The sequence below is a fragment of the Longimicrobium sp. genome, assembly GCA_036389795.1.
GTDB lineage: Bacteria > Gemmatimonadota > Gemmatimonadetes > Longimicrobiales > Longimicrobiaceae > Longimicrobium.
Window position 1 is genome coordinate 23,626 of record DASVWD010000021.1, and the last position, 24,698, is coordinate 48,323.

Annotated in this window: 17 protein-coding genes; 8 read left to right on the plus strand and 9 right to left on the minus strand. The window is 72.0% G+C overall.

Annotation, left to right across the window (positions count from 1 at the left end; genetic code table 11):
- Nucleotides 1-126 precede the first annotated feature (126 nt).
- From VF746_02555 to VF746_02570, 4 genes are all read right to left on the minus strand, one after another.
- Nucleotides 127-702, minus strand: coding sequence for a DUF4123 domain-containing protein (locus VF746_02555; GenBank protein HEX8691297.1), 576 nt, complete (start codon nt 700-702; stop codon nt 127-129).
- Nucleotides 699-1,502 carry a hypothetical protein gene (locus VF746_02560; protein ID HEX8691298.1) on the minus strand — a complete coding sequence of 268 codons (804 nt, stop codon included), beginning with the start codon at nt 1,500-1,502 and terminating at the stop codon, nt 699-701. Before VF746_02560 ends, VF746_02555 begins: the two co-directional genes overlap by 4 nt.
- A 112-nt stretch (nt 1,503-1,614) precedes the next feature.
- Complete coding sequence (locus VF746_02565; GenBank protein HEX8691299.1) at nt 1,615-2,151, minus strand: hypothetical protein; 537 nt, start codon at nt 2,149-2,151, stop codon at nt 1,615-1,617.
- Nucleotides 2,152-2,167: 16 nt separating this feature from the next.
- The gene (locus tag VF746_02570; protein ID HEX8691300.1) at nt 2,168-6,850 is read right to left on the minus strand and encodes an RHS repeat-associated core domain-containing protein; all 4,683 of its coding nucleotides are present in this window, start codon (nt 6,848-6,850) and stop codon (nt 2,168-2,170) included.
- Nucleotides 6,851-7,342: 492 nt separating this feature from the next.
- On the opposite strand from VF746_02570, the gene VF746_02575 reads away from it, so the two are divergent.
- The 4 genes from VF746_02575 (at nt 7,343) to VF746_02590 (ending at nt 13,061) form a co-directional block, all read left to right on the plus strand.
- Entirely contained in the window at nt 7,343-8,566 is a 1,224-nt protein-coding gene (locus VF746_02575; GenBank protein HEX8691301.1) for a DNA polymerase IV, read from the plus strand.
- 237 nt (nt 8,567-8,803) lie between these two features.
- Nucleotides 8,804-9,739 carry a prohibitin family protein gene (locus VF746_02580; protein HEX8691302.1) on the plus strand — a complete coding sequence of 312 codons (936 nt, stop codon included), beginning with the start codon at nt 8,804-8,806 and terminating at the stop codon, nt 9,737-9,739.
- A 395-nt stretch (nt 9,740-10,134) separates the two neighbouring features.
- On the plus strand, nt 10,135-10,692 hold the full coding sequence (locus VF746_02585; protein HEX8691303.1) for a DUF3124 domain-containing protein: 558 nt from the start codon (nt 10,135-10,137) through the stop codon (nt 10,690-10,692).
- A gap of 14 nt (nt 10,693-10,706) precedes the next feature.
- Nucleotides 10,707-13,061, plus strand: a complete 2,355-nt coding sequence (locus VF746_02590; protein HEX8691304.1) for a cation:proton antiporter — start codon at nt 10,707-10,709, stop codon at nt 13,059-13,061.
- A 355-nt stretch (nt 13,062-13,416) separates the two neighbouring features.
- Here VF746_02590 and VF746_02595 read toward each other — a convergent pair whose 3' ends face one another.
- Nucleotides 13,417-14,682 carry a cation:proton antiporter gene (locus VF746_02595; protein HEX8691305.1) on the minus strand — a complete coding sequence of 422 codons (1,266 nt, stop codon included), beginning with the start codon at nt 14,680-14,682 and terminating at the stop codon, nt 13,417-13,419.
- Between the two features lie 9 nt (nt 14,683-14,691).
- Entirely contained in the window at nt 14,692-15,174 is a 483-nt protein-coding gene (locus tag VF746_02600; GenBank protein HEX8691306.1) for a cation:proton antiporter regulatory subunit, read from the minus strand.
- Between the two features lie 174 nt (nt 15,175-15,348).
- Here VF746_02600 and VF746_02605 point away from each other — a divergent pair, with 174 nt between their 5' ends.
- Nucleotides 15,349-15,933, plus strand: a complete 585-nt coding sequence (locus VF746_02605) for a nuclear transport factor 2 family protein (GenBank protein HEX8691307.1) — start codon at nt 15,349-15,351, stop codon at nt 15,931-15,933.
- 257 nt (nt 15,934-16,190) lie between these two features.
- The gene (locus VF746_02610; GenBank protein ID HEX8691308.1) at nt 16,191-16,946 is read left to right on the plus strand and encodes a hypothetical protein; all 756 of its coding nucleotides are present in this window, start codon (nt 16,191-16,193) and stop codon (nt 16,944-16,946) included.
- A 101-nt stretch (nt 16,947-17,047) separates the two neighbouring features.
- Here the strand turns inward: VF746_02610 and VF746_02615 are convergent, their stop codons facing one another.
- The 3 genes from VF746_02615 to VF746_02625 are packed head-to-tail and all read right to left on the minus strand — an operon-like array spanning nt 17,048 to nt 23,004.
- Nucleotides 17,048-20,260, minus strand: a complete 3,213-nt coding sequence (locus tag VF746_02615; protein HEX8691309.1) for an efflux RND transporter permease subunit — start codon at nt 20,258-20,260, stop codon at nt 17,048-17,050.
- A gap of 18 nt (nt 20,261-20,278) precedes the next feature.
- Nucleotides 20,279-21,544: an efflux RND transporter periplasmic adaptor subunit gene (locus tag VF746_02620; GenBank protein ID HEX8691310.1), complete on the minus strand. Its 1,266-nt coding sequence runs from the start codon at nt 21,542-21,544 to the stop codon at nt 20,279-20,281.
- Between the two features lie 11 nt (nt 21,545-21,555).
- Nucleotides 21,556-23,004, minus strand: a complete 1,449-nt coding sequence (locus VF746_02625) for a TolC family protein (protein HEX8691311.1) — start codon at nt 23,002-23,004, stop codon at nt 21,556-21,558.
- Nucleotides 23,005-23,486: 482 nt separating this feature from the next.
- Between VF746_02625 and VF746_02630 the strand changes: the two genes are divergently transcribed.
- Together VF746_02630 and VF746_02635 are read left to right on the plus strand one after the other, a co-directional pair.
- Nucleotides 23,487-24,191 carry a hypothetical protein gene (locus VF746_02630; protein ID HEX8691312.1) on the plus strand — a complete coding sequence of 235 codons (705 nt, stop codon included), beginning with the start codon at nt 23,487-23,489 and terminating at the stop codon, nt 24,189-24,191.
- Entirely contained in the window at nt 24,173-24,583 is a 411-nt protein-coding gene (locus VF746_02635; GenBank protein ID HEX8691313.1) for a DUF5615 family PIN-like protein, read from the plus strand. Before VF746_02630 ends, VF746_02635 begins: the two co-directional genes overlap by 19 nt.
- The last annotated feature ends 115 nt before the right edge of the window (nt 24,584-24,698 follow it).

Below are 24,698 nucleotides of genomic sequence, written 5' to 3' on the forward strand. Positions count from 1 at the left end.
CGCCTGTCCCTCCCCACAAACCACGTGGGGGAGGGCGTGGGGGAGGGACTTCCTCGCTGCGCTCGTGACGAGCGGAAGCAGGGTCGGACCGTAATGACGGGGTTCGTGCCGGCTGTCCCCTGTTCCCTATCCCCTGTCCCCTGCGATTCCGGCGAGTGTGGCGAGGGGGAGGGGCTCCGTCTCCAGCCGCCCCGCGGCCCGGCGGTAGGCCAGCAGCGCGGCGCCGTCCTCGCTCTCGGCGAACAGGCGGTCCACGGGGCCGAAGACGGTGGCGAGCTCCTCGGCGGTGCAGGTGGGGAGGTACACGCGCAGCACGCGCGGGTCGTAGTAGCGGAAGAGGAGCTTGCGGCCGCGCGGGTCGGAGACGCGCAGGAAGCGGCGGAAGTGCAGCCGCAGCTCCTCCATGGTGGCGGGCGCGGCCACGAAGATCCCCCAGCTGCCGCCCCACCCCAGCTCCAGCAGCTCGCGGGTGAAGCGCTCGCGCCGGTACAGGTGCACCAGGTACGGCGCCGCGGCCGCCAGCTCGGGCGCCAGCTTCCCGGCGAAGAGGCAGGTGTAGTCCAGCGCCCGCTGCCGGATCCACGGGTGGATGCGCCGGTCGCGCGCGGCGTCCAGGATGGCGTAGACGTCCACCCGCGCGCCGCGCTCGCCGGGGCGCCACAGCTCGTCGAGCACCGCTTCGGCCTGCATCGCGTCCATCATGCCCCCCCTCCCGCCCCCGCGGCGGCGGCCTGCTCCCGCTCGCGCCGGGCCCGCTCGCACTCCTCGCAGAACGGCGCGCCCTCCTCGGCGGCTTCGTGCAGCACTCGCGCCTGCGCGGCGGCGTCGAGGTCCGCTTCGGCCAGGTCCACCGGCTCGGGTGCGGCCGGCGGCGGGGCGGGGGGCGGGGGCGCCGGGGCGGGGGCCGGGGCGGCGGCGGGCGCGGGCGCGGCGGCGGCGGCCTCCCGCGCCTTGCGGGCCTTCTCGCACTCCTCGCAGAAGGGGGTGCCGTTCTGCGCCGCCTGCTGGAGCGTGGCGGCCTGCGCGGCGGCGTCGACCGTGCTCTCCTCGGCCTGGGCTTGCGCGGGCGCGGCTTCGGCCGGCGCGGGCTCTCCCTCCGCTTCCGAGGCCGGCGCCGGGGCGGGCGACTGCGAGGCGGCGCCGGCCTGTTTGCGGGGGACGGGCACGTCCATCACGCGCCGCGGCGGCCGCGCGGCGATCCTCAGCCGCCCCTCGCCCACCTCGCGCGCCAGCAGCACCAGCAGCTCGCCCGCGCCGGCGCGCGAGAAGTCGCGCCCCGGCCAGGTGGTGGCGAGCGCGGCGCGCATGGCCTCCACGTGGCGGGGCGAGTCGAGCAGCCCGCGCAGGAAGCGGTACGCCTCGCCGTCGTCGCGGAACTCCAGCACGGTGCCCGCCTCGTACCGCCCGTAGCCGGTGAGGATCTCGATGTCGAGCAGTCCGAGCGGAAGCGGCGTGGGCACGGCGCGCGGGAGGCGGGGGACGGACGGCGGAAGCGCCTTCAATCGTAAGCCGCCGGTCGTCGCGCGGTCAATCGGGCCAGGCCGCGGGAGCGTTTCCGGACAAAAAGACGCTCGCGGTTCTCCGCGGGCGTCCCGTGCTCCACGTGGGGCGGCCTCACACCACGAAGGCGGGCAGCATCTGGACCACCTTCCAGCCGCCGGCCCCCCCCTCCAGGCGGTACCAGTCGCCGTAAACGTCGGCATGACACCCGGGACCGCAGGGGACCACTGTGGTCGCCTGCACCCACACTCCTTGCGGGATCGGCGGACCGCTCCCCGGGGGGCGGTCCCGGATGGGGCCGAGCCCGACGTACATCGCCCCCCGGACGCCGCACCCCACCGTGCCCGCGGCGCGGCGACAGGTCTCCTGGATCAGTCCCCGCCGGCGGAGTGTCTCGACCAGGCCGGCGGCGTGCCGGGACGGCAGGTCCGCCACCTCGGGAAAACGCCCGCTGGCCACGACCTCGTCGCAGAACGGCGGCGTGCAGTGCTCGTACGGGCTCTCGTCAAGCGCGATCGCGAGCCCCGGATGAGCGGCACGCAGTTCGGCCACGAGCGCAGCGTACACCTCCACGGAGTCGAGATCCGTGGTATCCGCGGGTCCGGCTCCGGCCAGGTGCAGGAGCACGGCGGCAAGGTATGCGTAGCTCAACGGGTTCCTTCCTCCTCTAGCGTGGCAGGGGCCGGCGGCTGGCGCAGAACCCGGCGGCGGAGTCCATGACCATGTTCAGCTCGGGAACGATGTCCGCGTGCCGGTAATACGGGTTCAGGTTGCCGGGCCGCAGCGGATAGGTCAGCCCGTGGATCCCTTCATGCGCCACCGTATGCGCGATCGAGCCGTCGACGCGACGTCTGGGTCCGGTGTAGATGTACATGACCGGTCCGCCGCGCTGGTAGTCCCAGACATTTTCTCCCACGATAAGGTGCTCTTTCCCGTCTTCCATCCGTTCGTAGTACGGGGTGCGCCACACCAAGAGCTGCCGGTTCATCATGGTGCGTGCGCTGGCCTTGGCCTGAGCGCAGAACGGGACGTCCTCACGGATCCTCCCCCACTCCGCCTCAATCATATCGCGCTCGCGCCGGTTGGGCGGGACGAGCTCGCGATTTCCGAGCGAGAACAGCCCCTCCCCGCAACGCCAGAAGTCGCACTGGCGCGCCCGCTCCTCCATCTGCCTCATCCGCAGCCACCCCGTGTAGGTGGAGTAGATGTTCTGGCAGCTCTCGTGGAAGAACCACTCCGTCTCGCCATAGGGCCCCAGCCCGATCCCCGTCCAGCAGTAGATGAGCCCCGTGGGGTCGCTCCGGTTCACCGGGTCGTTGCCCGCGTAGCCGAACAGGTTCTGCCCTCCCTCCACCCCGAGCGGGTCCTCGCTGACGAAGCGCTGGAGCACGGGGTCGTACCAGCGGGCGCGCACGTAGTAGAGGCCCGCCTGCGCGTCCCACTCGCGGCCCGTCCAGCGCAATGGGTTCGCCACGGTCTCGCTCGTCAGCTCGGCGGTGCCGAACGAGCCGTAGCGGTACCGGTTGACCACGTTTCCGTACACGTCGGAGAGCGCCAGCACACTGCCCTGTGGATCGGTGGCGTAGTAGTACTGTGCCCCGCCCACGATCACGCCGTGCACCCGGTCGATGCCAGGCCAGTACGTGTACTCTGCCATCAGCGAGCCCGCGCCGTCCAGCTGCAGCAGCAGGTCGTCGCCATCGTAGATGTAGCGCTCCGTGCTCCCGTCCGGGTACGTCTTGCGCACCCGCCGCCCCTGCCCGTCGTAGCCGTAGCTGGCTGCTACTGCCCCGTTGACCGTCACCTGCACGAGCTGGCCCAGGTCGTTCCAGGCATAGCCCACGTCCTGCGCTCCCGCCTTGTACTTGCGCGTCAGGTTCCCCTCATCGTCGTACTGCAGCGTCCATCCGTCGTAGACGGTGAGCCGGTTGCCGGGCTGGACCGCCGCGCCGCGGTCGGTGGGGTTGCCGCCCAAGTCGTACGAGTAGGTCCGCCCCCCTACCACGGGGTAGTCGGAGCGGTCTGGGCACACCCACCCGTAGTTCGCGTCCTCGTAGCAGCGCGAGTCGCGCAGCGAGCGTTCGTAGTCGGTCTCCTGTAGCAGGCGTCCATTGGAGTCGTACAGGTAGTCGCGATAGCGGGTGCCCGCCGCATTCCCGCGACTCGCGACGCGGTTGGCCGCGTCGTACGCGAACTCCTGCCCGGCCGGCGCGTTGAGGCTCCCGGAGTAGCCGATGCGGGTGAGCTGGTGGTTGGAGGTGTAGGTGAAGGTGGCCGCCTCGCCGTTCGGCAGGTTCATCTGCCGTAGCGCCCCCTCGCCGTTGTAGTACAGGTAGGTGGTGCGCCCGCCGAAGTCCCTCAGGAACGATAGGTTCCCGGTGGACAGGTCCTGGTGGTAGCGGGCGCGCTTCCACACCCCGTTGGCCTGGTACAGCAGGCTGTCCAGCCCGCCGTGGAGGTTGTAGGTGTAGCGGATCTCGTAGGGACGCAGCCCCAGACTGGTGTTGCGGAGCACCACGACGCGCGCCAGGCGCCCCTCGGCATCGTAATGGAGCGAGTCGGTCGACTCTGGGTTGCTCACCACCGTCCACGCGGGCGCCCCGTCGACGCCCGGCTGGTCGGGGCTGTAGCTCCAGTAGGTGGTCGTCCCGTCCGCCGTGCGCGTGGTCAGCCGGTCGCGCGCGTCGTAGCCGAACCCCACGGTGCGCCCCCGGCGGTCGGTGATGGACGCCACGCGCCCGTAGCGGTCGTACGTAATGGTGCGGTGCCGCCCGGTCACGTCGCCGGGGCGCACCTCCGTCTCCACCCAGCCGAGCTGGTTGCGGGTCCACCGCCAAACACCGCCGCGCGCGTCGGTGAGCGAGTCCGCGAAGACGGAACCGTAGTGGTAGTGGACCACGCCGCCGTCCGGAGCGGTCTGCCGGATCACGCGTCCCAGCGCGTCGAACTCGACCCGCGCAGTCTGCAGGTCGGGGGTGGTCACCTGCGTGGCGCGCCCCCAGGCGTCCCAGCCGGCGTAGGTGGTGGCGCGGCCCCCGTCGGTGGTCACGCGGAGGGTGTTCTGCCATCCCGCCGGGTCGTACTCGGTGCTCACCACGTGGCCCGCCGAGTCGCGCTGCGAGAGCCCGCGCCCGCGCCCGTCGTAAGTGAAGCGCGTCATCCCGCGCCCGGCTACGTGCAGGCTGTCCAGTACGTACCGGCGATCGGCCCCGGCGTAGAAGTACTTCGTCTCCGCCACGTCGCCGAACTCACGGCTGACTCGGCCGCCGGGGCCGTTGTACTCCCACCGCACCGTGCGCGACCCCGGCGACTGCACGGCCGTGGTCAGTCGCGGGCCGTCCCAGGTGTAGCTGACGCCGTTGCCCAACGGATCGCTGGTGCTGGTGACCAGTCCGTCTGCGTTGCGCGCGCTGCGACTGGTGTATCCCAAGGGGGCGCGCACCTCCGTCGCCGCTCCCCAGCCGTCCAGCGCCAGCCGCGTGGTATCGGCGCGGGTGCCCACCACCAGCGCGCGCACCGCCGCCGCGTCCACGCGGTCGGCGGGGTCGGTCGAACTCCCCTGCCCGCCAGTCGGGAGCACCGCCGCCTCCTGCGAACGGAAGCGGACGGTGTCGCGCCAGGCGGCGCTCCCTTGGGCCCGGAACGCGGGCCCCACGACGCTCGCGATCGTGCCCCAGCGGTCGTAGGCCACATCGCTCCGGTTCTGCGCGCGGTCGGCGTGGACGACCAGCCGGTGTCCGCTGTAGGCGGCGGTGAGCGCGGTAACACCGTCGGGGTCTACAATGCGCACCAGGTCCCGCTGGGCGTCGTACGCCAGGTTCACCGCGTTCGAGCCGAGCAGGTTGATCCGCTCCACCAGCCCGGTGGCCGCCGAGTACGCGAAGGAGATCCATTTGCCCGCGGGGTCCAAGATGATCCCCAGCTGGCCGGGCACACAGTAGTTGGGGTCGCACCCGGGCGCGTAATACGCGTAGGCGGTCTGGTTGCCGAAGCGGTCGCGCACGCGGGTGAGCCGTCCGCTCAGGTCGAAGACGGCGGAGTCGCCCCCCGCGCTGGTCCGATAGAAGCCCGCGTAGTCGCGGGTGAGCGTGGTGAAGTCGCCCGGGGGGGATGTGTAGGTGCACGGCCCGCTCGCCCCGCACGCGGGCGCGGCGAAGAAGCCGGCCGTGCCGTCGCCCTCGCTCACCGTTACCCCGTCGGCCGCCGCTCCCGCCGCCGGCAGGTGCACGCGTGGGTAGCCGGCCAGGCTCCATCCGGCTCCGAAGCGGCTCCCCGACTCGTTCACGATCACCACCCGCACCCCCACGGTGTCCGTCTGGGTCGAGCCGTCGGGGAAGAAGCGGGTGACGTCCGCGCGGTAGCGGTAGGTGCCGGTCGGCATGGCGGAGGCGTCGAACCACGCCGAGATCCGGCTGACGCCGTTCGCGCCGTCGTAGAACACGGCGTCGCGGCCGTCCATCAGCATCTGCGGCGTCCCGTCGGTGCGGATCAGGCGCAGCGACACCCGGGTGGGCGGGGTCGCCAGGCTCTCGTTCAGGTCGAGCTGCACGAAGCCGCGGGGGACGGCGTGCGCGCTGGAGTAGACGAGCATCGCGCCGCGGGGCACGTCCAGGCTCACGTATGCGGGGGTGGCGTAGCCCAGCGTGGCGTCGAAGCACCCCACGGCGCAGAGGTCCGGCCGGCGCACTCCGCTGGGGGTCACCAGCGCCACGCGCGGGGCGTAGGTGAAGGTCGCCGTCGCCACATTCGACAGGTTCCCCGCCGCGTCGCGGATGGAGGCCTGCAGCGTGTTCGCCCCGGGGCGCATCTCCAGCAGGGCCGAGGAGCCGGCCGCCGACCAGCAGGCGTCGGTGCCGGTCTGCCAGGCGTCGCTGGTGAAGACGGCTGTCCCGTTCCACAGCACTTGATGGCTCCCCAGGTTCAGCGTGCCGTCGTCGCACCACTTCACCCCGGCGCTCAGCGTGCTCTGGGTGTACGTCCCCTGTGGGGTGGTGATTGCGGCGGTGGGGGGAGTGGCGTCGGTGGTGCTGTAGACGTAGGTGGTGCTGTCGGTTCCGCACGATGCGGTGGTGGTCTCGCAGGCACGCGCCTTCACCCAGTTGATCCCCAGCCCGAAGGTGAGGTTGACCGTCGCCGCCCGGTGGACGTTGCAACTGCCATCGTTGACGAGACTCGCCGTGTGGGTGACGGCGGTGCCGTTCAGCCAGATTCGGGTGCTGCCGCTGGCGATCTGCTCGGCGTCACACCAGTGCACCGTGACGGACTGCGTGGCTCCGTAGAAGGTGCGGGATGCGGGCGCGAACCAGATGTACGGCGGCGTTGGCTCGCCGGGATCCACCTGGATGTGCACGCCGCCCCCCTGCCCCTGCCCCTGCCCCTGCCCCTGCCCCTGCCCCTGCCCTTGCCCTTGCCCCTGTCCCTGCGAGAGGGCCGGGGCTGCCCACACAAACGTCGCCAGGACGGCCAACCACCAAGGTTTCAACATCGGAGCCTCCGTTCGGGTGAGGAGCGACTGGACGGGCGCGAACAGATAGTTTCTCTTAATATGTCTGGATTAGAAACTACCATATGCAGAGAGTAGGCTGCGAACGTATGAAAATCCGGACAGCAGCTCGTTCAGAAAATCTCGTATTCAGAAGGAGATCATAGATATTATGGTAAGGCGGTTCGTATTTTGTCTAGACCTTTCTCCATACAGGTTTTTTTACTTGCATTGTCTCTTTTGTATGGTTATGGATTCGCATGGCTGCCGCGCTCCTTCGCGGGGTGGTGCGGGACAGTACCGCCGTAGCATGCGGCGGGCGTATCTTCCAGCAGTCCGCTCTCTCTATCCGTCCCCCCGATGCCGCAACCCGAGCGCCCCCGGCGCATCCTGCTGGCCGACTGCGACTCGTACTTCGTGCGCTGCGCCATGCTGGCCGACCCCGAGGGCGCGGGGAAGGCCGACCTGCTGCTGGTGGGCGGGCGCGCCGACGCGCGCGGGGTGGTCACCAGCGCCAGTTACGCGGCGCGCAAGTACGGCGTGCACGCGGGGATGCCGATGGCCACGGCGGTGCGCCTCTGCCCGCGGGCGATGATCGTCCCCGTCCCCTCGGAGATGGTGAGCCGCAAGCACCACGAGGTGCGCGCCGTGCTCGACGAGTTCGCGCCGGTGGTCGAGGCGGCCAGCGTGGACGAGTTCTACCTGGACCTCACCGGCACCGAGGAGCTGTACCGCCACGAGCCGCTGGGCGACACCTGCCGCCGCATCCAGGCCGAGGTGCTGGAGCGCACCGGGATCTCGCTCTCCATCGGCGCCGCCACGCAGCGCACGCTGGCCAAGATGGCCGCCTCGGTGAACAAGCCGTACGGCGTCTGCGTGGTCGAGCCCGGCGAGGAGGCGGCGTTCATCCGGCGCTTCGCCCTGGCCGACATCCCCGGCGTGGGGCCGGCGTTCGCCGAGGCGCTGCGGCGGCGCGGGGCCGTGCAGGTGAGCGACCTGCTGGGCGTCGACGAGGCCACGCTGGTCTCCTGGGTGGGCGACTCGCGCGGGCGCTGGCTGTACCGCCTGGTGCGCGGCGAGGGCTCGGCCGAGATCACGGCGCGCGCGCCGCAGAAGTCGATCTCGCACGAGCGCACCTTCGCGCGCGACCTGGCCGACGAGGAGGAGATCGAGACTCGCCTGCTGGCGCTGGCGGTCGAGACGGGCGCATCGCTGCGGGCCGAGGGGCTCAAGGCGCGCACGGTGACGGTGAAGCTGCGCTACGCCGACTTCGAGGACCGCTCCGCCAGCCGCACCGTGCCCGAGCCGCTGGAGAGCGACCGCGCCATCTTCGCCGTCGCGCGCGCCCTGCTGCGGCAGCTGCGCGGCAGGCGGCGGGGCGGCATCCGGCTGCTGGGGGTGGGCGTCTCCAGGCTGGGCGCCGAGGACGAGGCCGAGCCGATGCTCTTCGACGCGGAGGGCGGCGTGGAGAGCGAGCGCGACCGCCGCCTCTCCCTCGCCACCGACCGCCTGCGCAGCCGCTTCGGCAAGGGAGCCGTGGTGCCGGCCCGCATCGCGCCGAAGCGGGAAGACGGAAGTGCGTGAGTGCGTGAGTGCGAAAGTGCGTGAGTGCGAAAGTGAAGGACCGGGAGTTGGGCACGCGGGGAGGAGCACGGTGTAGAAGCTCTTGCCTCTCAACGAGATCCCGTCTGAAACCCGCTCTCGCCATCCCCGTAGATGGACGCGCGCGCGCCCGGCCGAGTCCGGGGCGCGCTGGGCGCAGCCGCCGGGCGGCCGTGCCCCGACCACCACCGCCAACGCGCCGGAAGACGCAAAATCCACATGTCAACCATCCAGATCCCCACCGCCAGGCGCGGCGGCACCGGGCCGAAGCTCGGCAATCCCTTCCGCGCGCTCTCGGGGAAGGTGCCGCTCCTGGTCGTCGCGGTGCTGCTGCTGATCCTGATCCCCTCGATGTTCGTCTACATCAACCCGGGGAGCGTGGGGATCGTGATCCACAAGCTGGGCGGCGGGGTCGACCGGAGGCCGCTGGGGCCGGGGCTGCACTTCCGCAACCCGCTGACCACGGGGATCGAGGAGTACCCGGTCTACATGCAGACGCTGATCCTGACGCGTGGAGGGGCGGAGGGCTCGCAGCCCAACGACGAGATCAACGTCAACAGCCGCGAGGGCCAGCCGGTGTCGCTGGACGTGTCGCTCTCCTTCGAGCTCGATCCGTCGCGCGCGCCGGTGCTCTACTCCACCTTCCGCACCGATATCGAGGCCATCCAGCACGGCTACGTGAAGCAGGCGATCCGGCAGGCGCTGCAGGAGGTGGTGGGCAACGAGAACATCGCCGACATCCTGGGCCCCAAGAAGGCCGAGACGGTGAGCCAGACGCAGGCGCTGCTCTCGAACCGGCTGCAGCAGTACGGCTTCATGGTGAAGCAGTTCACCATCAACGAGATCCGGGCGCCCCAGTCGGTGATGGACGCCATCAACGCCAAGAACGTCATGCAGCAGCAGGCGCTCACCGCCCAGAACGAGCTGCAGAAGAACACCTTCCAGGCGCAGGGCGACAGCATCAAGGCGCGGGGCCGCGCCATCGCCATCCTCACCGAGGCGCAGGCGCAGGCCGAGGCCAACCGGCTGCTCTCCGAGAGCGTGACCCCCACGCTGGTGCAGTACGAGATGATGAAGAAGTGGAACGGCCAGATGCCGCAGGTCAGCGGCGGCGCCACCCCCCTCATCCAGCTCCCCGCCCCGCCGCGGCAGTAGGGCCAGGCTGTCGGTCGATAGGTGACGCAAAGCAACGCCCGCCGGGGGCTCTCCCGGCGGGCGCCTTCGCACTTCGCACTGCAGTTTGGGCGTGTCCCCCTGCGGGGGCCGGGCTGCGCGCGCGGTAGGGCACGATACGACTGTGCCCAACCGCGCCGGGCCCCGGTCGCGCCAAACCCCACGGCGCGCCCGTGTCCCGGCCCTCCGGGCGCGCATCCCTCACGCGGTGCCGTCGTTTGTGGTTGAAGCCTCGCGCGGTTTGCGAGGCTTTCCGTAGTTCCAGCGGGTGTCTTCAGGCACTCGTCCCCAGGCAGATCCCTCGCTTCGCTTGCCCGCCGCCGCGCGATTCGCGAATCTTCCGGCACAATCCGCAGGAGACCCCCGACCGCAGAGCCATGCACCGCAGCGTCGTCCCGGCCGCCGCCCTGCTCCTCGCCCTCGCCTCCCTCGCCGCGTGCGAGCGGGAGGGTGGCGCGCGCGCGGGCGGCGTGCGGGCCGACACCGCCGCGGCCGGGGCGGCGGTCCCCGAGATCCCCGGGCCCTCCCCGGCGGACTCCGCGCACCCGGTGGTGCGGCAGGTGGTGTACGTCCCCGTCTACCCGCGCATCTACTTCCGCGACCAGCGCCGCGCCATCGACCTGGCGGCCACGCTCTCCGTGCGCAACACCGACCCCGAGTACCCGCTCACCGTCACCGCCGTCCTCTACTTCAACACCGCCGGCCGGCTGGTGCGCAGCTATCTGCGCGGCCCCGTGCGCCTGGGCCCCATGGCGACGGCCGAGTACGTGGTGGAGCCGCGCGACACCGCCGGCGGCTCCGGCGCCAACTTCCTGGTGGAGTGGACCGCCGACCGCCGCGTCACCGAGCCCGTCATCGAGGCGGTGATGATCGGCGCCACCGGCGCGCAGGGGATCTCCTTCGTGAGCGTCGGCCGGCCGCTGCGCCGCCGCTGACCCCCAACCCGCCGATGCTCGCGCTCGCCCCTTCCGGCCCGCCCCCCTTCTTCGCCGAGGCCGCCGCCCTGATGGTGGCCGCCGCGGTGATCGCCTACGCCGCCGCGCGCGCCGGGGTGGTCCCCATCGTCGGCTTCCTCCTGGCGGGGGTGGTGATCGGGCCGCACGGGCTGGGCATCGTGCGCGACCGCGAGATGGTCGACGCCGCCGCCGAGATCGGCGTGGTGCTGCTCCTCTTCACCATCGGCATCGAGTTCAGCTTCGAGAAGCTGGCCCGCATCCGCCGGCTGATCCTGGGCGGCGGCACCCTGCAGGTGGGGCTCGCCACCGCCGCCACGGCCGGGCTCCTCGCCGCGCTGGGAGTGGACTGGCGCGCCGCCCTCTTCACCGGCTTCCTGGTGGCGCTCTCCTCCACGGCAATCGTCCTCAAGCTGCTGGGCGACCGCGGCGAGGCCGCCGCCCCGCACGGCCAGGTGGGGCTGGGGCTCCTCATCTTCCAGGACCTGGCCATCATCCCCATGGTGCTGCTGGTGCCCGTCTTGGCCGGCCGGGGCGGCTCCCCGGGCGACGTGGGGCTCGCGCTCCTCAAGGCGGCGGCCATCATCGCCCTGGTGCTCCTGGTGGCGCGCCGGCTGATGCCGCCGCTGCTGGAGGTGGTGGCGCGCACCTGCGCCCCCGAGCTCTTCCTGCTCACCGTGATGGCCGTCTGCTTCGGCACCGCCTGGCTCACCTCCCTGGCGGGGGTCAGCCTGTCGCTGGGCGCCTTCCTGGCCGGGCTGGTGGTGAGCGAGAGCCGCTTCAGCGAGCACGCCCTGGGCGAGATCCTCCCGCTGCAGATCCTCTTCAGCGCCACCTTCTTCGTCTCGGTGGGGATGCTGCTGGACCTGGGCTTCCTGGCGCGCAACCTCCCCCTGGTGGGCGCCGCCGCGGCGGGGGTGCTGGCGGTCAAGCTGCTCACCACCTCCGCCAGCGTGCGCCTCCTGCGGTACCCGCTCCCCGTGGCCGCCGCCTCGGGGCTGGTGCTGGCGCAGATCGGCGAGTTCTCGTTCGTGCTGGCGAACGCGGGGCGCGAGGCGGGGCTCACCCCCGCGGGGCTGGGCGAGACCGGGCTGCAGGCGTTCATCGCCACCAGCGTGCTGCTGATGGTGGCCACCCCGTACCTGGCCGCGCTGGGCTCGCGCCTGGCCGGGCGGCTCCAGGCGCACGCCGCCGCCGCCGAGGGCCGGCGCATGGAGGAGGCCGAGGCCGCCGGCGCCGGCCACCTCCCCCGGCTGGAGAACCACGTGGTGGTGGCGGGCTACGGGCAGGCCGCGCGGCGGCTGGCGCGGGTGCTGCGCGCGTCGGGCGTCCCCTTCGCCATCACCACCCTCTCCCCCGACGGCGCGCGCGAGGCCGAGGCCGAGGGCTACCCCGTGCTGCGCGGCGACTCGGCCCGGCAGCGCACCCTGGAGCTGGTGGGGATCGAGCGCGCCAAGGTGATGGTGATCGCCGACGACGACCCGGCCATGGCGTACCGGATCGCCGCGGTGGGGCGGATGACGAACCCCACCATGCGCATCGTGGTGCGCACCCGCTACCTGGCCGAGGTGGAGCCGCTCAGCGAGGCCGGCGCCGACACCGTGGTGGCCGAGGAGCTGGAGGCTGTGGTGCGGCTCTTCGGCGACGTGCTGCGCGAGTACCGGGTGGACCCCGGCGAGATCGACGCGCACGAGGCCGCCGCGCGCCGGGGCGGCTATGCGGTGCTGCGCACGGGTGAGGCCCCCGGGCTGCCGCCGTGCGCGCTGGACGGCGACTGCCTGGCCACGCGCACCGTCGCCGTGCGCGCGGGCTCCCCCGCGGCCGGGCGGCGCGTGGGCGAGCTGGCGCTCGGGCGCTGGGGGCTGGTGCTCACCGGCGTCCGCGAGGACGGGGCGTGGGAGGAGGCGCCGCCGGACGACCGGGTGCTGCGCCCCGGGATGGAGCTGGCGCTGGCCGGCACCGCCGACGCCTTCGCCCGGAGCGCCCCCGTGTTCCGCCCCGCCGGCGGCACGCTGAGCCCGGCGCCGCCCCCGCCGCGGGCCGACGGGAGGACGCGCCCCGACCCCGAGCAGCTGGTCACCTTCCAGCCCGCCGGAGGGGCCGCCTGCGCCCACCTCGAGCAGGTGCATCCCGTGCACCCCAGCGCCCCCGGCTGCGAGGAGTGCCTGCGCAGCGGCGACGACTGGGTGCAGCTGCGCCTGTGCATGACCTGCGGCCACGTGGGCTGCTGCGACTCGTCGCCGAACCGCCACGCCACCGCGCACTTCCACGCCACCGGCCACCCCGTGATGCGCTCCGCCGAGCCGGGCGAGACGTGGGGCTGGTGCTACGTCGACGAGCTGGAGCTGTAGGAGGGGAAGTGCGTGAGCGCATCGGCTGGCTTCCGCGCCGCCGCGGGCAGCCCTCTCCCTGGCGCTGCGCGCCTGTCCCTCCCCCAAACCCCTGGGGGAGGGACCTCCTCGCTTCGCTCGTAACGTGTGGACGCAGGATATCGCCTGCTGGAGACCGGCGAGGCCTGCCGCGCACGCGGAACCCGACGACGCACCGGGGGAGCCCGCGGAGGCGGGCTTTTCGCCGTTGTTGCCGCGGATTCATCCGCCACCCCACGCACCGGCCCTGTCATGTCCACCCTCTCCCAAACCTGCCCCAAACCTGGGAGAGGGTTGCCGCTCCAAGGCGGCGGGTGAGGGCTGCCCGCGGCCGCGCCTAACTCTGCGGTCGCGCTGGAGGCTCGCCGCCCGAACCGGGCGGGCCCGGCGCTCCGGACGGGGCCTCCTCGTCCGACGTCGGCGGCCCCAGCACGTAGTCCGGCAGCGGAGGGCGCGGCCCCTTGCGGGGGAACACCCGCTGCGCGATGCGCGGGGCGTACTGCATGGTCGCCGTCCCCGCCAGCGAGAGCGCCAGCACCATCAGCCCGATCGCCGCGTTCACCTCCGCCAGCCCGGCCGTGGCCGCCACGCCCGCCAGCAGGATGGAGAACTCGCCGCGCGGCACCAGCGTGAGCCCCAGCGCCAGCGCGCCGCGCTTCGACAGCCCGTCCGCGAGCCCCGCGCGGTAGCCGCCCGCCACCTTCGCCGCGATTCCCAGCACCGCCAGCCCCAGCGCCTGCGGCCACACCCCCGCGAAGCGCGCCGGGTCCAGCGACAGCCCGAACGCCAGGAAGAACACCGCCGCGAACACCCCCTGCAGCGGCGCGAAGAGACGCTCCACCCGCTCGCGGTGGCGCGTCTCGGCCAGCACCACCCCCGCCAGGAACGCCCCGATCGCCTCCGACAGCCCCGCCGCCAGCGCCGCCGCCGACAGCAGCAGCACCAGCCCGCCCACCGCAAGCAGCAGCAGGTCGTCGCTCTCCAGGTCCAGCGCCCAGTCCAGCACCCGCTCCGCCCTGAGCGCGATCACCACGAACACGGCGAAGAAGGCCGCCGCGATGCCGATCCCCCGCAGCACCGATCCCGCCGACGGCTCGCCCGCCAGCACCGCGCCCGAGAGCAGCGCCAGCAGCAGCGCCACGAACAGGTCCTCGAAGACGAGCACCCCGAGCGCCGTCTCCGTCTCGGGGTTCGCCGTGCGCTCCAGGTCGATCACCCCCTTGGCGATGATGGCGCTGGACGAGACGTAGAAGGCGCCCGCCAGGATCAGCGCCCCCTCGATCCCCCACCCGAACGCCAGCCCCGCCGCGAGGCCGAGCGGAAAGCAGAACGCCAGGTCCACCAGCCCGCCGCGCACGATGCGCCGCCGGTTCTCCAGCAGCGCCCGCAGCGAGAACTCCAGCCCCATGAAGAAGAGCAGGAGCGCCACGCCCAGCGTGGCCAGCACGTCCACCAGCTCCTGGTCCAGCCCCACCGGCCGGAGCGCCAGCCCCAGCAGGATGAAGGCGGGGACCACCGACTGGCCCAGCCGCGCGAACAGGATGCCCGCCAGCGCCAGGGCCGCCAGCACCGCGCCGGCGCCCAGCAGGAATTCGCCGTGCATGGCCGCCCGTCAGCCGCCGCGCAGCAGCGCGCCCAGGCGCCCCACCTGCTCGCGGTCGCCCACCACCACCAGCGTGTCGCCGGCCGCGATCCGCTCGTCGGGCTGCGGGTTGGGCACCGCCCGCCCGCCGCGCAGCACGGCGATGATGCTGGCCCCCGTGCGCTTGCGCACCGCCGCCTCGCCGATGGTCTGCCCCTCCAGCGGCGAGCCGGGGCGCACCTTCATCCACTCCACGGCCAGCTGGTCGAGGATCAGGTCCATCGACTCCGCCGGCGTGGGCTGGAAGTAGGCGCCGCCCAGGATCGCCCCCAGCTTGCGCGCTTCGGCGTCGTCCATGCGCACCGCGGCGGCGGGGAAGTCCTCCCCCCGCTCGAAGAGGTAGACCTCGCGGTGCCCCGTGTTGTGGATGATGACGGTCAGCCGGTCGCCGCCGCGGGTGGTGCAGGCGAACTTCTTCCCCACCCCCGGCAGGTCGTGCTCCTTGACCTCCATGTCGCCCCCGCTTCGCTGTCCTGTGGCCGCGGCCGCGCGCCGCACCCCTCGCATCTACGGCGAAGCGGCCTGCGTGGCAAGCCCCGGCCGCCTCACGCCGGCGCATGCAACCTCCCTCCTCCCCCGGCGATCCAAGTCCCGTCCACGATCGGGAGAAGCCACCGGAGGAGCGAAATGAGAGACCGGACCCGCCCCCGCCGCCTCGCGCCCGCCGCGCTCGCGCTCGTCCACGCCGCGTGCGATCCCCCGCCGCCCGTGCCCAGATCGGACGCCCGCGCGGAGGTCGAGGCGCAGTACGAGCGCCTGGCCGAGGCGATCCGGCGGAACGACCTGGAGGCGATCCTGGCCCTGCAGGCGCCGGACTTCACCTCGCGCAACCCGAACGGGCAGGCGTTCGACTATGCGGCGATGGAGGACTACACGCGGCGGATGACCTCTGCCATCGACTCCGTGATCCACATCCGCAACCGCATCCGCGAGTTCACCCTGCGCGGCGACACCGCGGTGGCCGACGTGTGCCAGGAGCTCTCGCGCATCCAGCGCATCGGCGACAGCCCGCGCCGCGTAGACACCAGCGCGCTGCAGACCGAGACCTGGGTGCGCCGCCCCGAAGGCTGGCGCCGCCGCCACGTCGAGAACGTCCGCGGCCTGCGCTGGTTCGTCGAAGGCGTCCGCGTCGAGCCCGGCCGGCCCTACGCCCCCGGCGCGCCGGAATACCGCCCCGACCCCGATCCCCCGACCGGCTGCGGCCTGCGGTGAGGGTATTAGGCAAAAGTGGAGAAGAAAAACCCCGGGTGTGCAGGGATTCTGCAGACCCGGGGGAGGTAAAGCCGCCGCCGTTGCGGGCAACGGATGCACGGAATGTACAGTTTGCTTGCGACGTGTCAAGACTCTTTCAAGTTCCGCAGCCCAGTTTTCACCCGTTCTGAAATGCGAAACAGAAGCCACCCCGGGCGTAGGAGGAGCAATGGGAGTAGATTGGAGCAGAAGAGACACCTTCCTCGCGATGGCAGACCATGAGTGATTCATCACAGCGTTTGTTGAGCCCTGAGGAGTACGAATGGGCCCTCTTCGAGAAACTGCTCTACGACTTTCCACCTCCCGCTTTTCGGGTTGAACACAATGTCTCGCTTCCTGGCAATCAAAGTGGAACATCGCGTCAGGTGGATGTTGTCGTTTATAAGGCAGGGGACGCACATCCCTTCCTCATAGCCGATGCCAAGCTTCATAAAAGGAAAGTTGATCTTACCGTCACTGGTAGCTTCTTATCGATGCTCTTGGATACCGAAGTCGGGGCCGGCCTGCTTGTCGCGCCAGAAGGGTTTAGCAAGGGTGCCGAGAATCAGCTCAAGCAGCACAATGTGGCCGTTATGCAATTGTCTCTGGACAAAGCCCTCACGCTATGCTGGCGCTCAATTGCACGGGGGCTGCTTCCCTGGGATTGGGCTTTCCATCCAGATATGGCACCCGTTCTTCGACTTATTGATGAGAAGGCGAGTCCTGATGAGCTAGTGGAGGCAACCGCGGTTCTGCCGTTTGAGGAATGGGAGGCGGTAATCTCATTCGGGATGCACAACTATAGGCAGGAAGCCCGTTCCTTCCTTTGCGCAATTGCCTTAGAACACTGGGATGACGCTTGGCGATTCAATGCGGTCCGTCTCCTCAATGAGTTTGGGAGTCTAGACAATGACTTCGCTCGAGCGTTGATCCAGAGAGAAACCGATCCAGAAACTCTGGCTTTGCTCGAAGTGTGCTGTGAACGTCCGGTATAACATAACCACGGCCCGTAGAAACCGCCCCCGGTGCTCGCGATGAGCCCCGGGGGCGGTTCCTCTCCTGCCGATCCTGGCGACGGCGTCGCCCGCGTCCGCGCTCAGTCCGCCGCGATCGTCTCCGGCTCGCGCTTCGGGGCGGGGGTGGGGCGCGCCGGGACGTGCACCGCGGCGGGGCGGCGGCCGCCGAGCTTCGCGCGCACCCACGCGATCCCGTCGTCCAGCAGCGTGTAGACCACCGGCACCACGAACAGCGTGAGCAGCGTGGAGGTGATCAGCCCGCCGATCACCGCGTGGGCCATCGGCGCCCGCTGCTCGCTCCCCTCGCCCAGCGCCAGCGCCAGCGGGATCATGCCGAAGATCATCGCCATGGTGGTCATGATGATCGGCCGCACGCGCACCCGCGCCGAGGTCAGCACCGCCTCGGTGCGCGGCACCCCCCGCTCGCGCTCGTGGTTCACGAAGTCCACCAGCAGGATGCCGTTCTTGGTCACCAGCCCCATCAGCATGACGATGCCGATCATCGTCATCACGTTCAGGTTCCCCTTCGTGAGCCACAGCGCCAGCGCCACGCCCAGGAACGAGAGCGGCAGCGCCAGCATGATGGCCAGCGGCTGGAAGAACGAGCCGAAGAGCGAGGCCAGGATCAGGTAGATGAACACCACCGCCAGCAGGAGCGCCGCCCCCACGTAGCCCTTGGTCTCCTCCAGGTTCTGCACGTCGCCGGTGAACACCGCGCGGTACCCCGGCGGCAGCCCCACCCGGTCGATCGCCTCGCGCGCGTCGTTGGCCACGTCGCCCACGCTGTGCCCGGGGAGCACCCCGGCCGAGACCGAGACCTGCCGCTCCAGGCTGCGCCGCTCGATCGACACCGGGCTGGTGCCGGCGCGCACGTCGGCCACCTCGCTGAGCGGGATCATCGCCGGCTGGCGCGAATCGGGGTCCACGTTGCTGCTGGCCACCGGGATGTTCCCCACGTCGCCCGCCGAGGTGCGCAAACTGTCGGGGTACACCACGATCACGTCGTGCGAGTACCCCTGCGGGTCCTCCCAGCGCGTGGCGCGCTGCCCGGTGAAGAGCGGCTGCAGCGTCTGGCCGATGCTCTGGATCCCCAGCCCCGCCGCCCAGGCGCGCTGCCGGTCCACCACCACGTCCAGCTGCGGGACCTCCTCCTCCTGCTGGCTGTTCGGCTCGGCGATCCCCTCCACGTTCTCCAGCGCGTCCAGCACCTGGTTGGCCGCCAGCTTGAGGGTGTTGAACTCCGGCCCCTGCACGTTCACCTGGATCGGCTGCCCGCGCCCGCCGAAGATCGTCGGGGTCCCCGTGATGTTGGCCCGCACCCCGGGGACGCGCCGCAGCTCGCCGCGCAGCGCGTCCTGGATGTCGGCCTGCGAGCGCTCACGCTCGTTCTTCTCCTTCAGCTTCACGAAGATCTGCCCGTTGCTGGGCGTGCCCCGGAAGCCGCCGCCGATCGACATGTAGGTGTAGGCCACCTCCGGCTGTGAGCGCAGGAAGCGGTCGAGCTCGCGCCCCTTCTCGATAGTGTACTCCAGCCGCGACCCCGGCGGCACCCGGTAGCCCACGTTGAACTCGCCGCCGTCGAAGTCGGGCATCCAGGTGAAGCCCAGCCGCGGCAGGAGGAACGCCGCCAGCCCGATGGAGAGCACCGCGCCCACCAGCACCTTCACCCGGTGCCCCAGCGCCCAGCTCAGCCACCGCGGGTAGCGCTCGGCCACCGCCTCGAAGCGGCCGTTGAACCAGTGGGCGAAGCGCACCACGGGGTTCCGCGTCCGCCGCGCGGGCGTCACCCCCTCGCGCCCGTGCACCCGCGCCTCCACCTCGGGGTCGGGCCAGATGCTGGAGAGCATCGGGTCCAGGGTGAAGGAGACGAAGAGCGACACCAGCACCGCGAACGCCACCGTCACGCCGAACTGGAAGAAGATCTTCCCGATCATCCCGCCCATGAAGGCCACCGGGATGAACACCGCCATCACCGCCAGCGTGGTGGAGACCACGGCCAGGCCGATCTCGCTGGTCCCCTCGCGCGCGGCGGTGTGGTGGTCCTTCCCCATCTCCAGGTGGCGCACGATGTTCTCGCGCACCACGATGGCGTCGTCGATCAGGAGGCCGATGGAGAGCGCCAGCGCCAGCAGCGTCATGGTGTTCACCGTGAAGTCGAACAGCCACATCACGAAGAACGCCGAGATGATGCTGATGGGCAGCGCCAGGCCGGTGATGACCGTGGAGCGCCAGGAGTTCAGGAACAGGTAGATGATGAGGATGGTGAGCACCGCGCCCAGCGCCAGCTCGTGCTGCACCGAGTCCAGCGAGGCGCGGATGCGCCGCGAGTCGTCGCGGATCACCGACAGCTTCACGTCCTCCGGGAGCGTCCGCTCCAGCTCGGCCGAGGCCAGGCGCACCCGGTCGGCCACCTCCACCGTGTTGGTCCCCGCCACCTTGAGGATGTCGATGGCCACCGCGGGGACGTCGTTCATGAAGGCGGCGCTGCGCCGCTCGGCCGAGCCGTCCACCACGCTCCCCACGTCGCGCAGGCGCACGGGGACGCCGTCGCGCACGGCCACCACCACGTCGTTGAAGGCCAGCGGGTCGTCGATGCGGCCCGAGACGCGCACCAGGCGCTCCTGCTCGCCGCGGCGCACGCGGCCGGCGGGGACGTCCTGGTTCTCGCGCTGCAGCGCCTGCATCACCTGCTGCGGGCTGATCCCGTAGGCGCGCATGGCGGCCGGGTCGAGCTGCGCCTTGATCTCGCGCCGCGCCCCGCCCACCACGTTCACGCCGCCCACGCCGGGGATGGCCTCGAAGCGGGTCGACACCACCTCGTCGGCGATGTTGGTGAGCTCACGGAGCGGCCGCTCGGAGCTCTGCAGCGCGATCGACATGATCGGCCGCTCGTTGGGGTCGAAGCGCAGGATCACCGGGTCCTCGATCCCCGGCGGGAGCTGGCGGCGGAGGCGGGCCACCTTGGCCTGCACGTCCTGCTGCGCCTCGGCCACGTTCACGCCCAGCTCCAGCTGCACGCGCACCAGGGAGCTCCCCTCGAGCGACGTCGAGGCGACCTCCTTGATCCCCTGCACGGTGTTGAGCGCCTCCTCGATCGGGCGGCTCACCTCGCGCTCCACCACCTCGGGGGAAGCGCCGGGGTAGGCGGTCTGCGCCACCACGATCGGGTAGGTGACGTCCGGGTACTCGTCGATGGCGAGACGCCGGTAGCTGACGACGCCGAGGACGACGAGCGCCACCATCATCATGGTGGCGAACACCGGCCGGCGGATCGATACGTCGGAGAGGAACATCGCTTTCGATCCCGTTCGTTATCTGCCCTGCCCGCCCGGGCCGCCCTGGCCCGGCGCGCGCCCTCCGCCCTCGCCGCCCCCGCGCTGCCCGCCGCCGGGGGCGCCCGGTCCACCCGGTCCGCCCCTGCCGCCGCGGCCGCGCCCCGGCGCCGCCATGCGCACCTGCATCCCCCGCCCCAGCAGCCCCACGTTGCCCACCACGATGCGGTCGCCCTCGGCCAGGCCGTCCACGATCTGCACCAGCCCGGCGCCCTCGTCGCGCAGCCCCGGCGTCACCTCGGCGATCTCGACCTTCTCGTTCTCGATCCGGTAGACGAACGGCCTGGCCCCCTCGCGCCCCTCGCGCAGGGCGGCCACGGGCACCACCAGCGCGTCGTCCACCATCCTCGCCACGATCCGTCCCGTGGCGAAGGTCCCCGCGCGGAGGCTGCCGTCGGGGTTGGGCACCTGCACGTAGACGCGCACCGCGCGCGAGGCCGGGTCCACCGAGGGGTTCACGCGCGCCACCCGGCCGGTGAACTCGCGCCCGGCGGCGGAGAAGCGCACCGCCTGCCCGGGCTGCACCAGGAGCGCCTGCCGCTCGGGGACCGAGGCCGCCAGCTCCAGCACGTTGCCCTGCACCAGGGTGAACATGGCGGCGCCGCGGTTCACGTGCTCGCCGGGGTTCACCAGCCGCCGCTCGATCACGCCCGAGGCGGGCGCCAGCACGCGGGTGTCGGCCACGGTCATGGAGCTGGAGCGCAGCCGGCTCTGCGCGGCGGCCAGCCGGGCGCGGGCGGCGGCCGCGGCCTGCTCGGCCTGGCGCACGTCGCGCTCGGGGACGGCGCCCTCGCGGTGCAGCTCGCGCGTCTGTTCCAGGTTCCACTCGGCGGTGGAGACCTCGCTGCGCGCGGCGGCCACGTCGGCCTGCGCGCTCACCCGCTGCCCGGCCTCCTCGGCCGACTCGAAGCGCGCCAGGAGCTGCCCGGCGCGCACCGGCTCGCCCTCGCGGACGTAGACGCCCACCAGGTCGCCCTCCAGGCGGGCGCGCAGCTCGGCGCGCTCCAGGGGGGCCAGCGTCCCGGTGACGGGGATGGCGTCTTCCATCGGCGCGCGCCGCGGGGAGGCCACGTCGCCGGGCGCCAGCGTCACGCTGCGGCCGCCGCCGGGGCCCCCGGGCCCGCCGGGTCCGCCCTTGGGCGCGCCCCCGGCGGCGTCGGCGTCGCGCGAGCAGGCGGCCGCCGCGGCGACCATCGCCGCGAGCGAGGCCGCCCGGAGGATATGCGAAGAAGTGCTGCGCTGCACGGTCAGAGTCTCTATCGGGAAGTGGGGCCCGCCGGCGCCGTGCCGGCGGGGAGCGGGACGGGGCGTCCCAGCGCGCGGGAGAGCTCGGCCACCGCCAGGTACAGCTGGTGGGTGGCCTGCGCCTCGTTGGTGCGCGCGGTGAGCAGCGCCAGCTGCGCGTCGGAGACCTCGAGCTGCGTCCCCAGCCCCCGCTGGTAGCGCAGGGATGCCAGGCGGAACGCCTCCTCGGCCTCGGTGGCGTTCTGCCGGCTGGCCTCGAAGAGCGCGCGGGCGCGCTCCAGCCCGGCGCGGGCGCGGCGGGCCTCGGCGGCGGCGGTCTCGCGCGCCTGCCGGGCCTGCAGCTGGGCCACGTTCCAGTTGGCCCGCGCCAGCGCCACGTTCGAGCGCGCCCGCAGGCCGTCGAACACCGGCCAGCTCACCTGCACGCCCATCAGCCGGTCGCTGAACCAGCCGCCGTTCTGCTGGGTGCAGGTGCGCCCGGCGGGGGTGTCGGGCGGGCAGTCGACCGTCACCAGCTGCCCGCGCTCCAGCGGGAGGCGCGTCTCCACCGGGAACGCCTGGTAGCCGCCCTGGAAGAAGACCGAGACGGTGGGGAGGTAGTCCGCCCGCGCCACGCTCACCGACGCGCGGCTGGCGTCGGCGCGCAGCCGGGCGGCGCGCACGAAGGGCAGCTCCTCCAGCGCGGCGGAGTCGGCCGCGGCGGCCATCGACTCCACGCCCGCGGCCAGTGCGCGCACCTCCTCCGAGTTCACCGCGGAAACGAGCCGGAGCGGCTGCTCGGCGGGGAGGTTCAGCAGCCGGCGCAGCTCCAGGAGCGCCAGGTCGCGGTCGCTCCGGGCCTGGATGGCGGCGGGCTCCAGGTTGGTGCGCTCCACCCGGGCGCGCAGCACGTCGTAGCGCGCGGCGCGGCCGGCGGCCTCCAGCTGCTGGACCTGCACCAGGCGCGCCTCGGCCTGCTGCAGGTTGCTCTCCTGGATCGCCACCAGCCGGTCGGCGAGGAGCGCGGCCAGGTAGGCGCGCAGCACGCTCACGGTGACCTCGGCGCGCGTGTCCTCCACGTCGGCCTCGGCGGCGCCGCGCAAGCCCCGCGCGCCGCGCAGCCCCGCGCTGATCCGCCCGCCCTGGAAGAGGGGGACGTTGAGGTTCAGGTTGACGTTGTAGGTGTTGGGCTGGTTGAAGATCTGCCCCACGGCCTGCGCGCGCGCGTTCTCGTAGACGTGGCTGAAGTTGCCCGCCATGCGCAGCTGCGGCAGCCCCGAGGCGCGCGCCACCCCGATCTGGGCGCCGGCGGCGTCGCGGCGCCCCTCGGCCAGGGCCACCTCGTCGCCGGCCTCCAGGGCGCGGCGCACGGCGTCGCCGGCGGAGAGGGCCAGGGTGTCGGGCGCCTGCGCGAAGAGCGGCGCCGCCCCGGCGGGGAGCGCGAGGGCGAGAAGGAGAAGCGAGAACAACCGCTTGTGCATCCTGCGTCTATTCCAAAAATGGTGTGCGCCCGGCCCGCCTGTCCCCGGGCGGGACGGCGGGCGCCGCGCGTGTCGCGGAGGAAACCTGAAATCTAGCGCCTCCACCCCCGCGGAATCAAGCCTGCCGACTTCGCGGAAGCTGCGGCGCCGCCACGACTTGCGTCTCCTCGGAGTCCTCTCTGCCGACCCTCGGCGAAAGTGCGGCAGCGAAAGGCAAGACACGCGGACCCCGGCGGGCGTTGGACGGCGTGCGCGGGCGTCGAATCCCATGGTGGGAGGAGCTTCGTCCCCGATCGTCCCCAAAACCGAAAGCCCGTCGCCGTGCTCCGGAAACGTACGGGTCTGAGCGCTCGCCGACCTTGAAGCGCCGTCCATTTGCCACCATCGCCAGAACCCGAAGAAGGGGCTTGCGGCGGAGGCCCCCTTCCGTGTATCATGCGCCGATCCGTTCGGCTTCGGCGATCCCATCTCTCCGGGAGCATATGAAGGCAGGCACCGGGATCTACACTGCCCCAGAGGCGGCGGCGCTCCTGCACCAGGACGCGGGGACGGTGCGGCGCTGGGCCTTCGGCTACCGGCGCAACCGCCCGGACGGCCGAGTCCAGCATCCCCCGCTGATCCGCACCGAGCTGCCCGAGGTCGAAGGCGAGCGCGCCCTGACCTTCGTCGAGCTGGTCGAGCTCCTGTACATCCGCGCCTTCCAGAAGGCGGGCGCGTCGTGGAAGACGATCAGGGAAGCCGCCGGAGTCGCCGCCCGGCTCTACACCTCCGAGCATCCGTTCGCGTTGCGCCAGCTCTACGTGGACCCGGACAGCTTCCTCTACGGCGCCATCGAAGAGGCGGACGGCTCCGAGGCGTTCGTCCAGCTGCGCGGGCACGGGCAGCAGGCCTTCCCGCAGCTGGTGAAGCCGTACCTGGAGCAGCTCGAGTTCGGCGTCGACGACCTCGCCTCGCGCTGGTGGCCGCTCGGCAGGCGGGGCGGCGTGGTCGTCGATCCCCGCCACGCGTTCGGCGCCCCGGTCGTGGAAGAGGTCGGGATCCAGACCCGGACGCTCGCCGACGCGTACGGCGCGGAACGGCGGACGCACGGCGACGGGGCGCTCAAGCGCGTCGCCTGGATCTACGAGATCGAGCCCGGGCACGTCCAGACCGCGCTCGACTTCCAGCAGTGGCTGCGCGCGGCGTAGTCCTCCTCTTCGACGAGAACGTCCCGCGCCGCCTGGCCCGCGCCTTACGCGAGGAGCTGGGCGAGAGCGCGTACCACGTGCGCGACGTCCTCCCTCCCGGCGCGCCGGACGAAGCCGTGTTCCGCTACGCCGGCGAGCGCGGGTGGTGCGTGCTGGGCTCGGACCGCAAGGTGCTGCGGACGCCGCACGAGCGCGCCGTCATCGGCGACCTGGGGGTCGGCGCGTTCTTCCTGAACGACACGGTCCAGGGCTTCTGCACCATCGTCCGCACGGTCGTCCGCCACTGGCCGGAGCTGAAGCGGCTGGCCGTGCAGGAGCCCAGGCCTTTCCTGTACCTGGTCAAGGAAAAGTCCGTCACGCGCATGCGGCGGCGCCACCTCGGGTCGCCGTAGCTCCAACATCGTTCGACGGACTGGATCACCGGATCGGGGGCGGCTCTCGCGAGAACCGCCCCTGGTTTCGTTCCTGCTGGCTGACGAATTGGAGACGTGGTCGAACCATTTTCTT

Bases quoted from the DNA above. Each gene is read 5' to 3' on its own strand.
- VF746_02555 (HEX8691297.1), bottom strand. From the start codon at position 702: ATGATGGACGCGATGCAGGCCGAAGCGGTGCTCGACGAGCTGTGGCGC.
- VF746_02575 (HEX8691301.1), top strand. From the start codon at position 7,343: ATGCCGCAACCCGAGCGCCCCCGGCGCATCCTGCTGGCCGACTGCGAC.
- VF746_02580 (HEX8691302.1), top strand. From the start codon at position 8,804: ATGTCAACCATCCAGATCCCCACCGCCAGGCGCGGCGGCACCGGGCCG.
- VF746_02585 (HEX8691303.1), top strand. From the start codon at position 10,135: ATGCACCGCAGCGTCGTCCCGGCCGCCGCCCTGCTCCTCGCCCTCGCC.
- VF746_02590 (HEX8691304.1), top strand. From the start codon at position 10,707: ATGCTCGCGCTCGCCCCTTCCGGCCCGCCCCCCTTCTTCGCCGAGGCC.
- VF746_02595 (HEX8691305.1), bottom strand. From the start codon at position 14,682: ATGCACGGCGAATTCCTGCTGGGCGCCGGCGCGGTGCTGGCGGCCCTG.
- VF746_02600 (HEX8691306.1), bottom strand. From the start codon at position 15,174: ATGGAGGTCAAGGAGCACGACCTGCCGGGGGTGGGGAAGAAGTTCGCC.
- VF746_02605 (HEX8691307.1), top strand. From the start codon at position 15,349: ATGAGAGACCGGACCCGCCCCCGCCGCCTCGCGCCCGCCGCGCTCGCG.
- VF746_02610 (HEX8691308.1), top strand. From the start codon at position 16,191: ATGAGTGATTCATCACAGCGTTTGTTGAGCCCTGAGGAGTACGAATGG.
- VF746_02615 (HEX8691309.1), bottom strand. From the start codon at position 20,260: ATGTTCCTCTCCGACGTATCGATCCGCCGGCCGGTGTTCGCCACCATG.
- VF746_02625 (HEX8691311.1), bottom strand. From the start codon at position 23,004: ATGCACAAGCGGTTGTTCTCGCTTCTCCTTCTCGCCCTCGCGCTCCCC.
- VF746_02630 (HEX8691312.1), top strand. From the start codon at position 23,487: ATGAAGGCAGGCACCGGGATCTACACTGCCCCAGAGGCGGCGGCGCTC.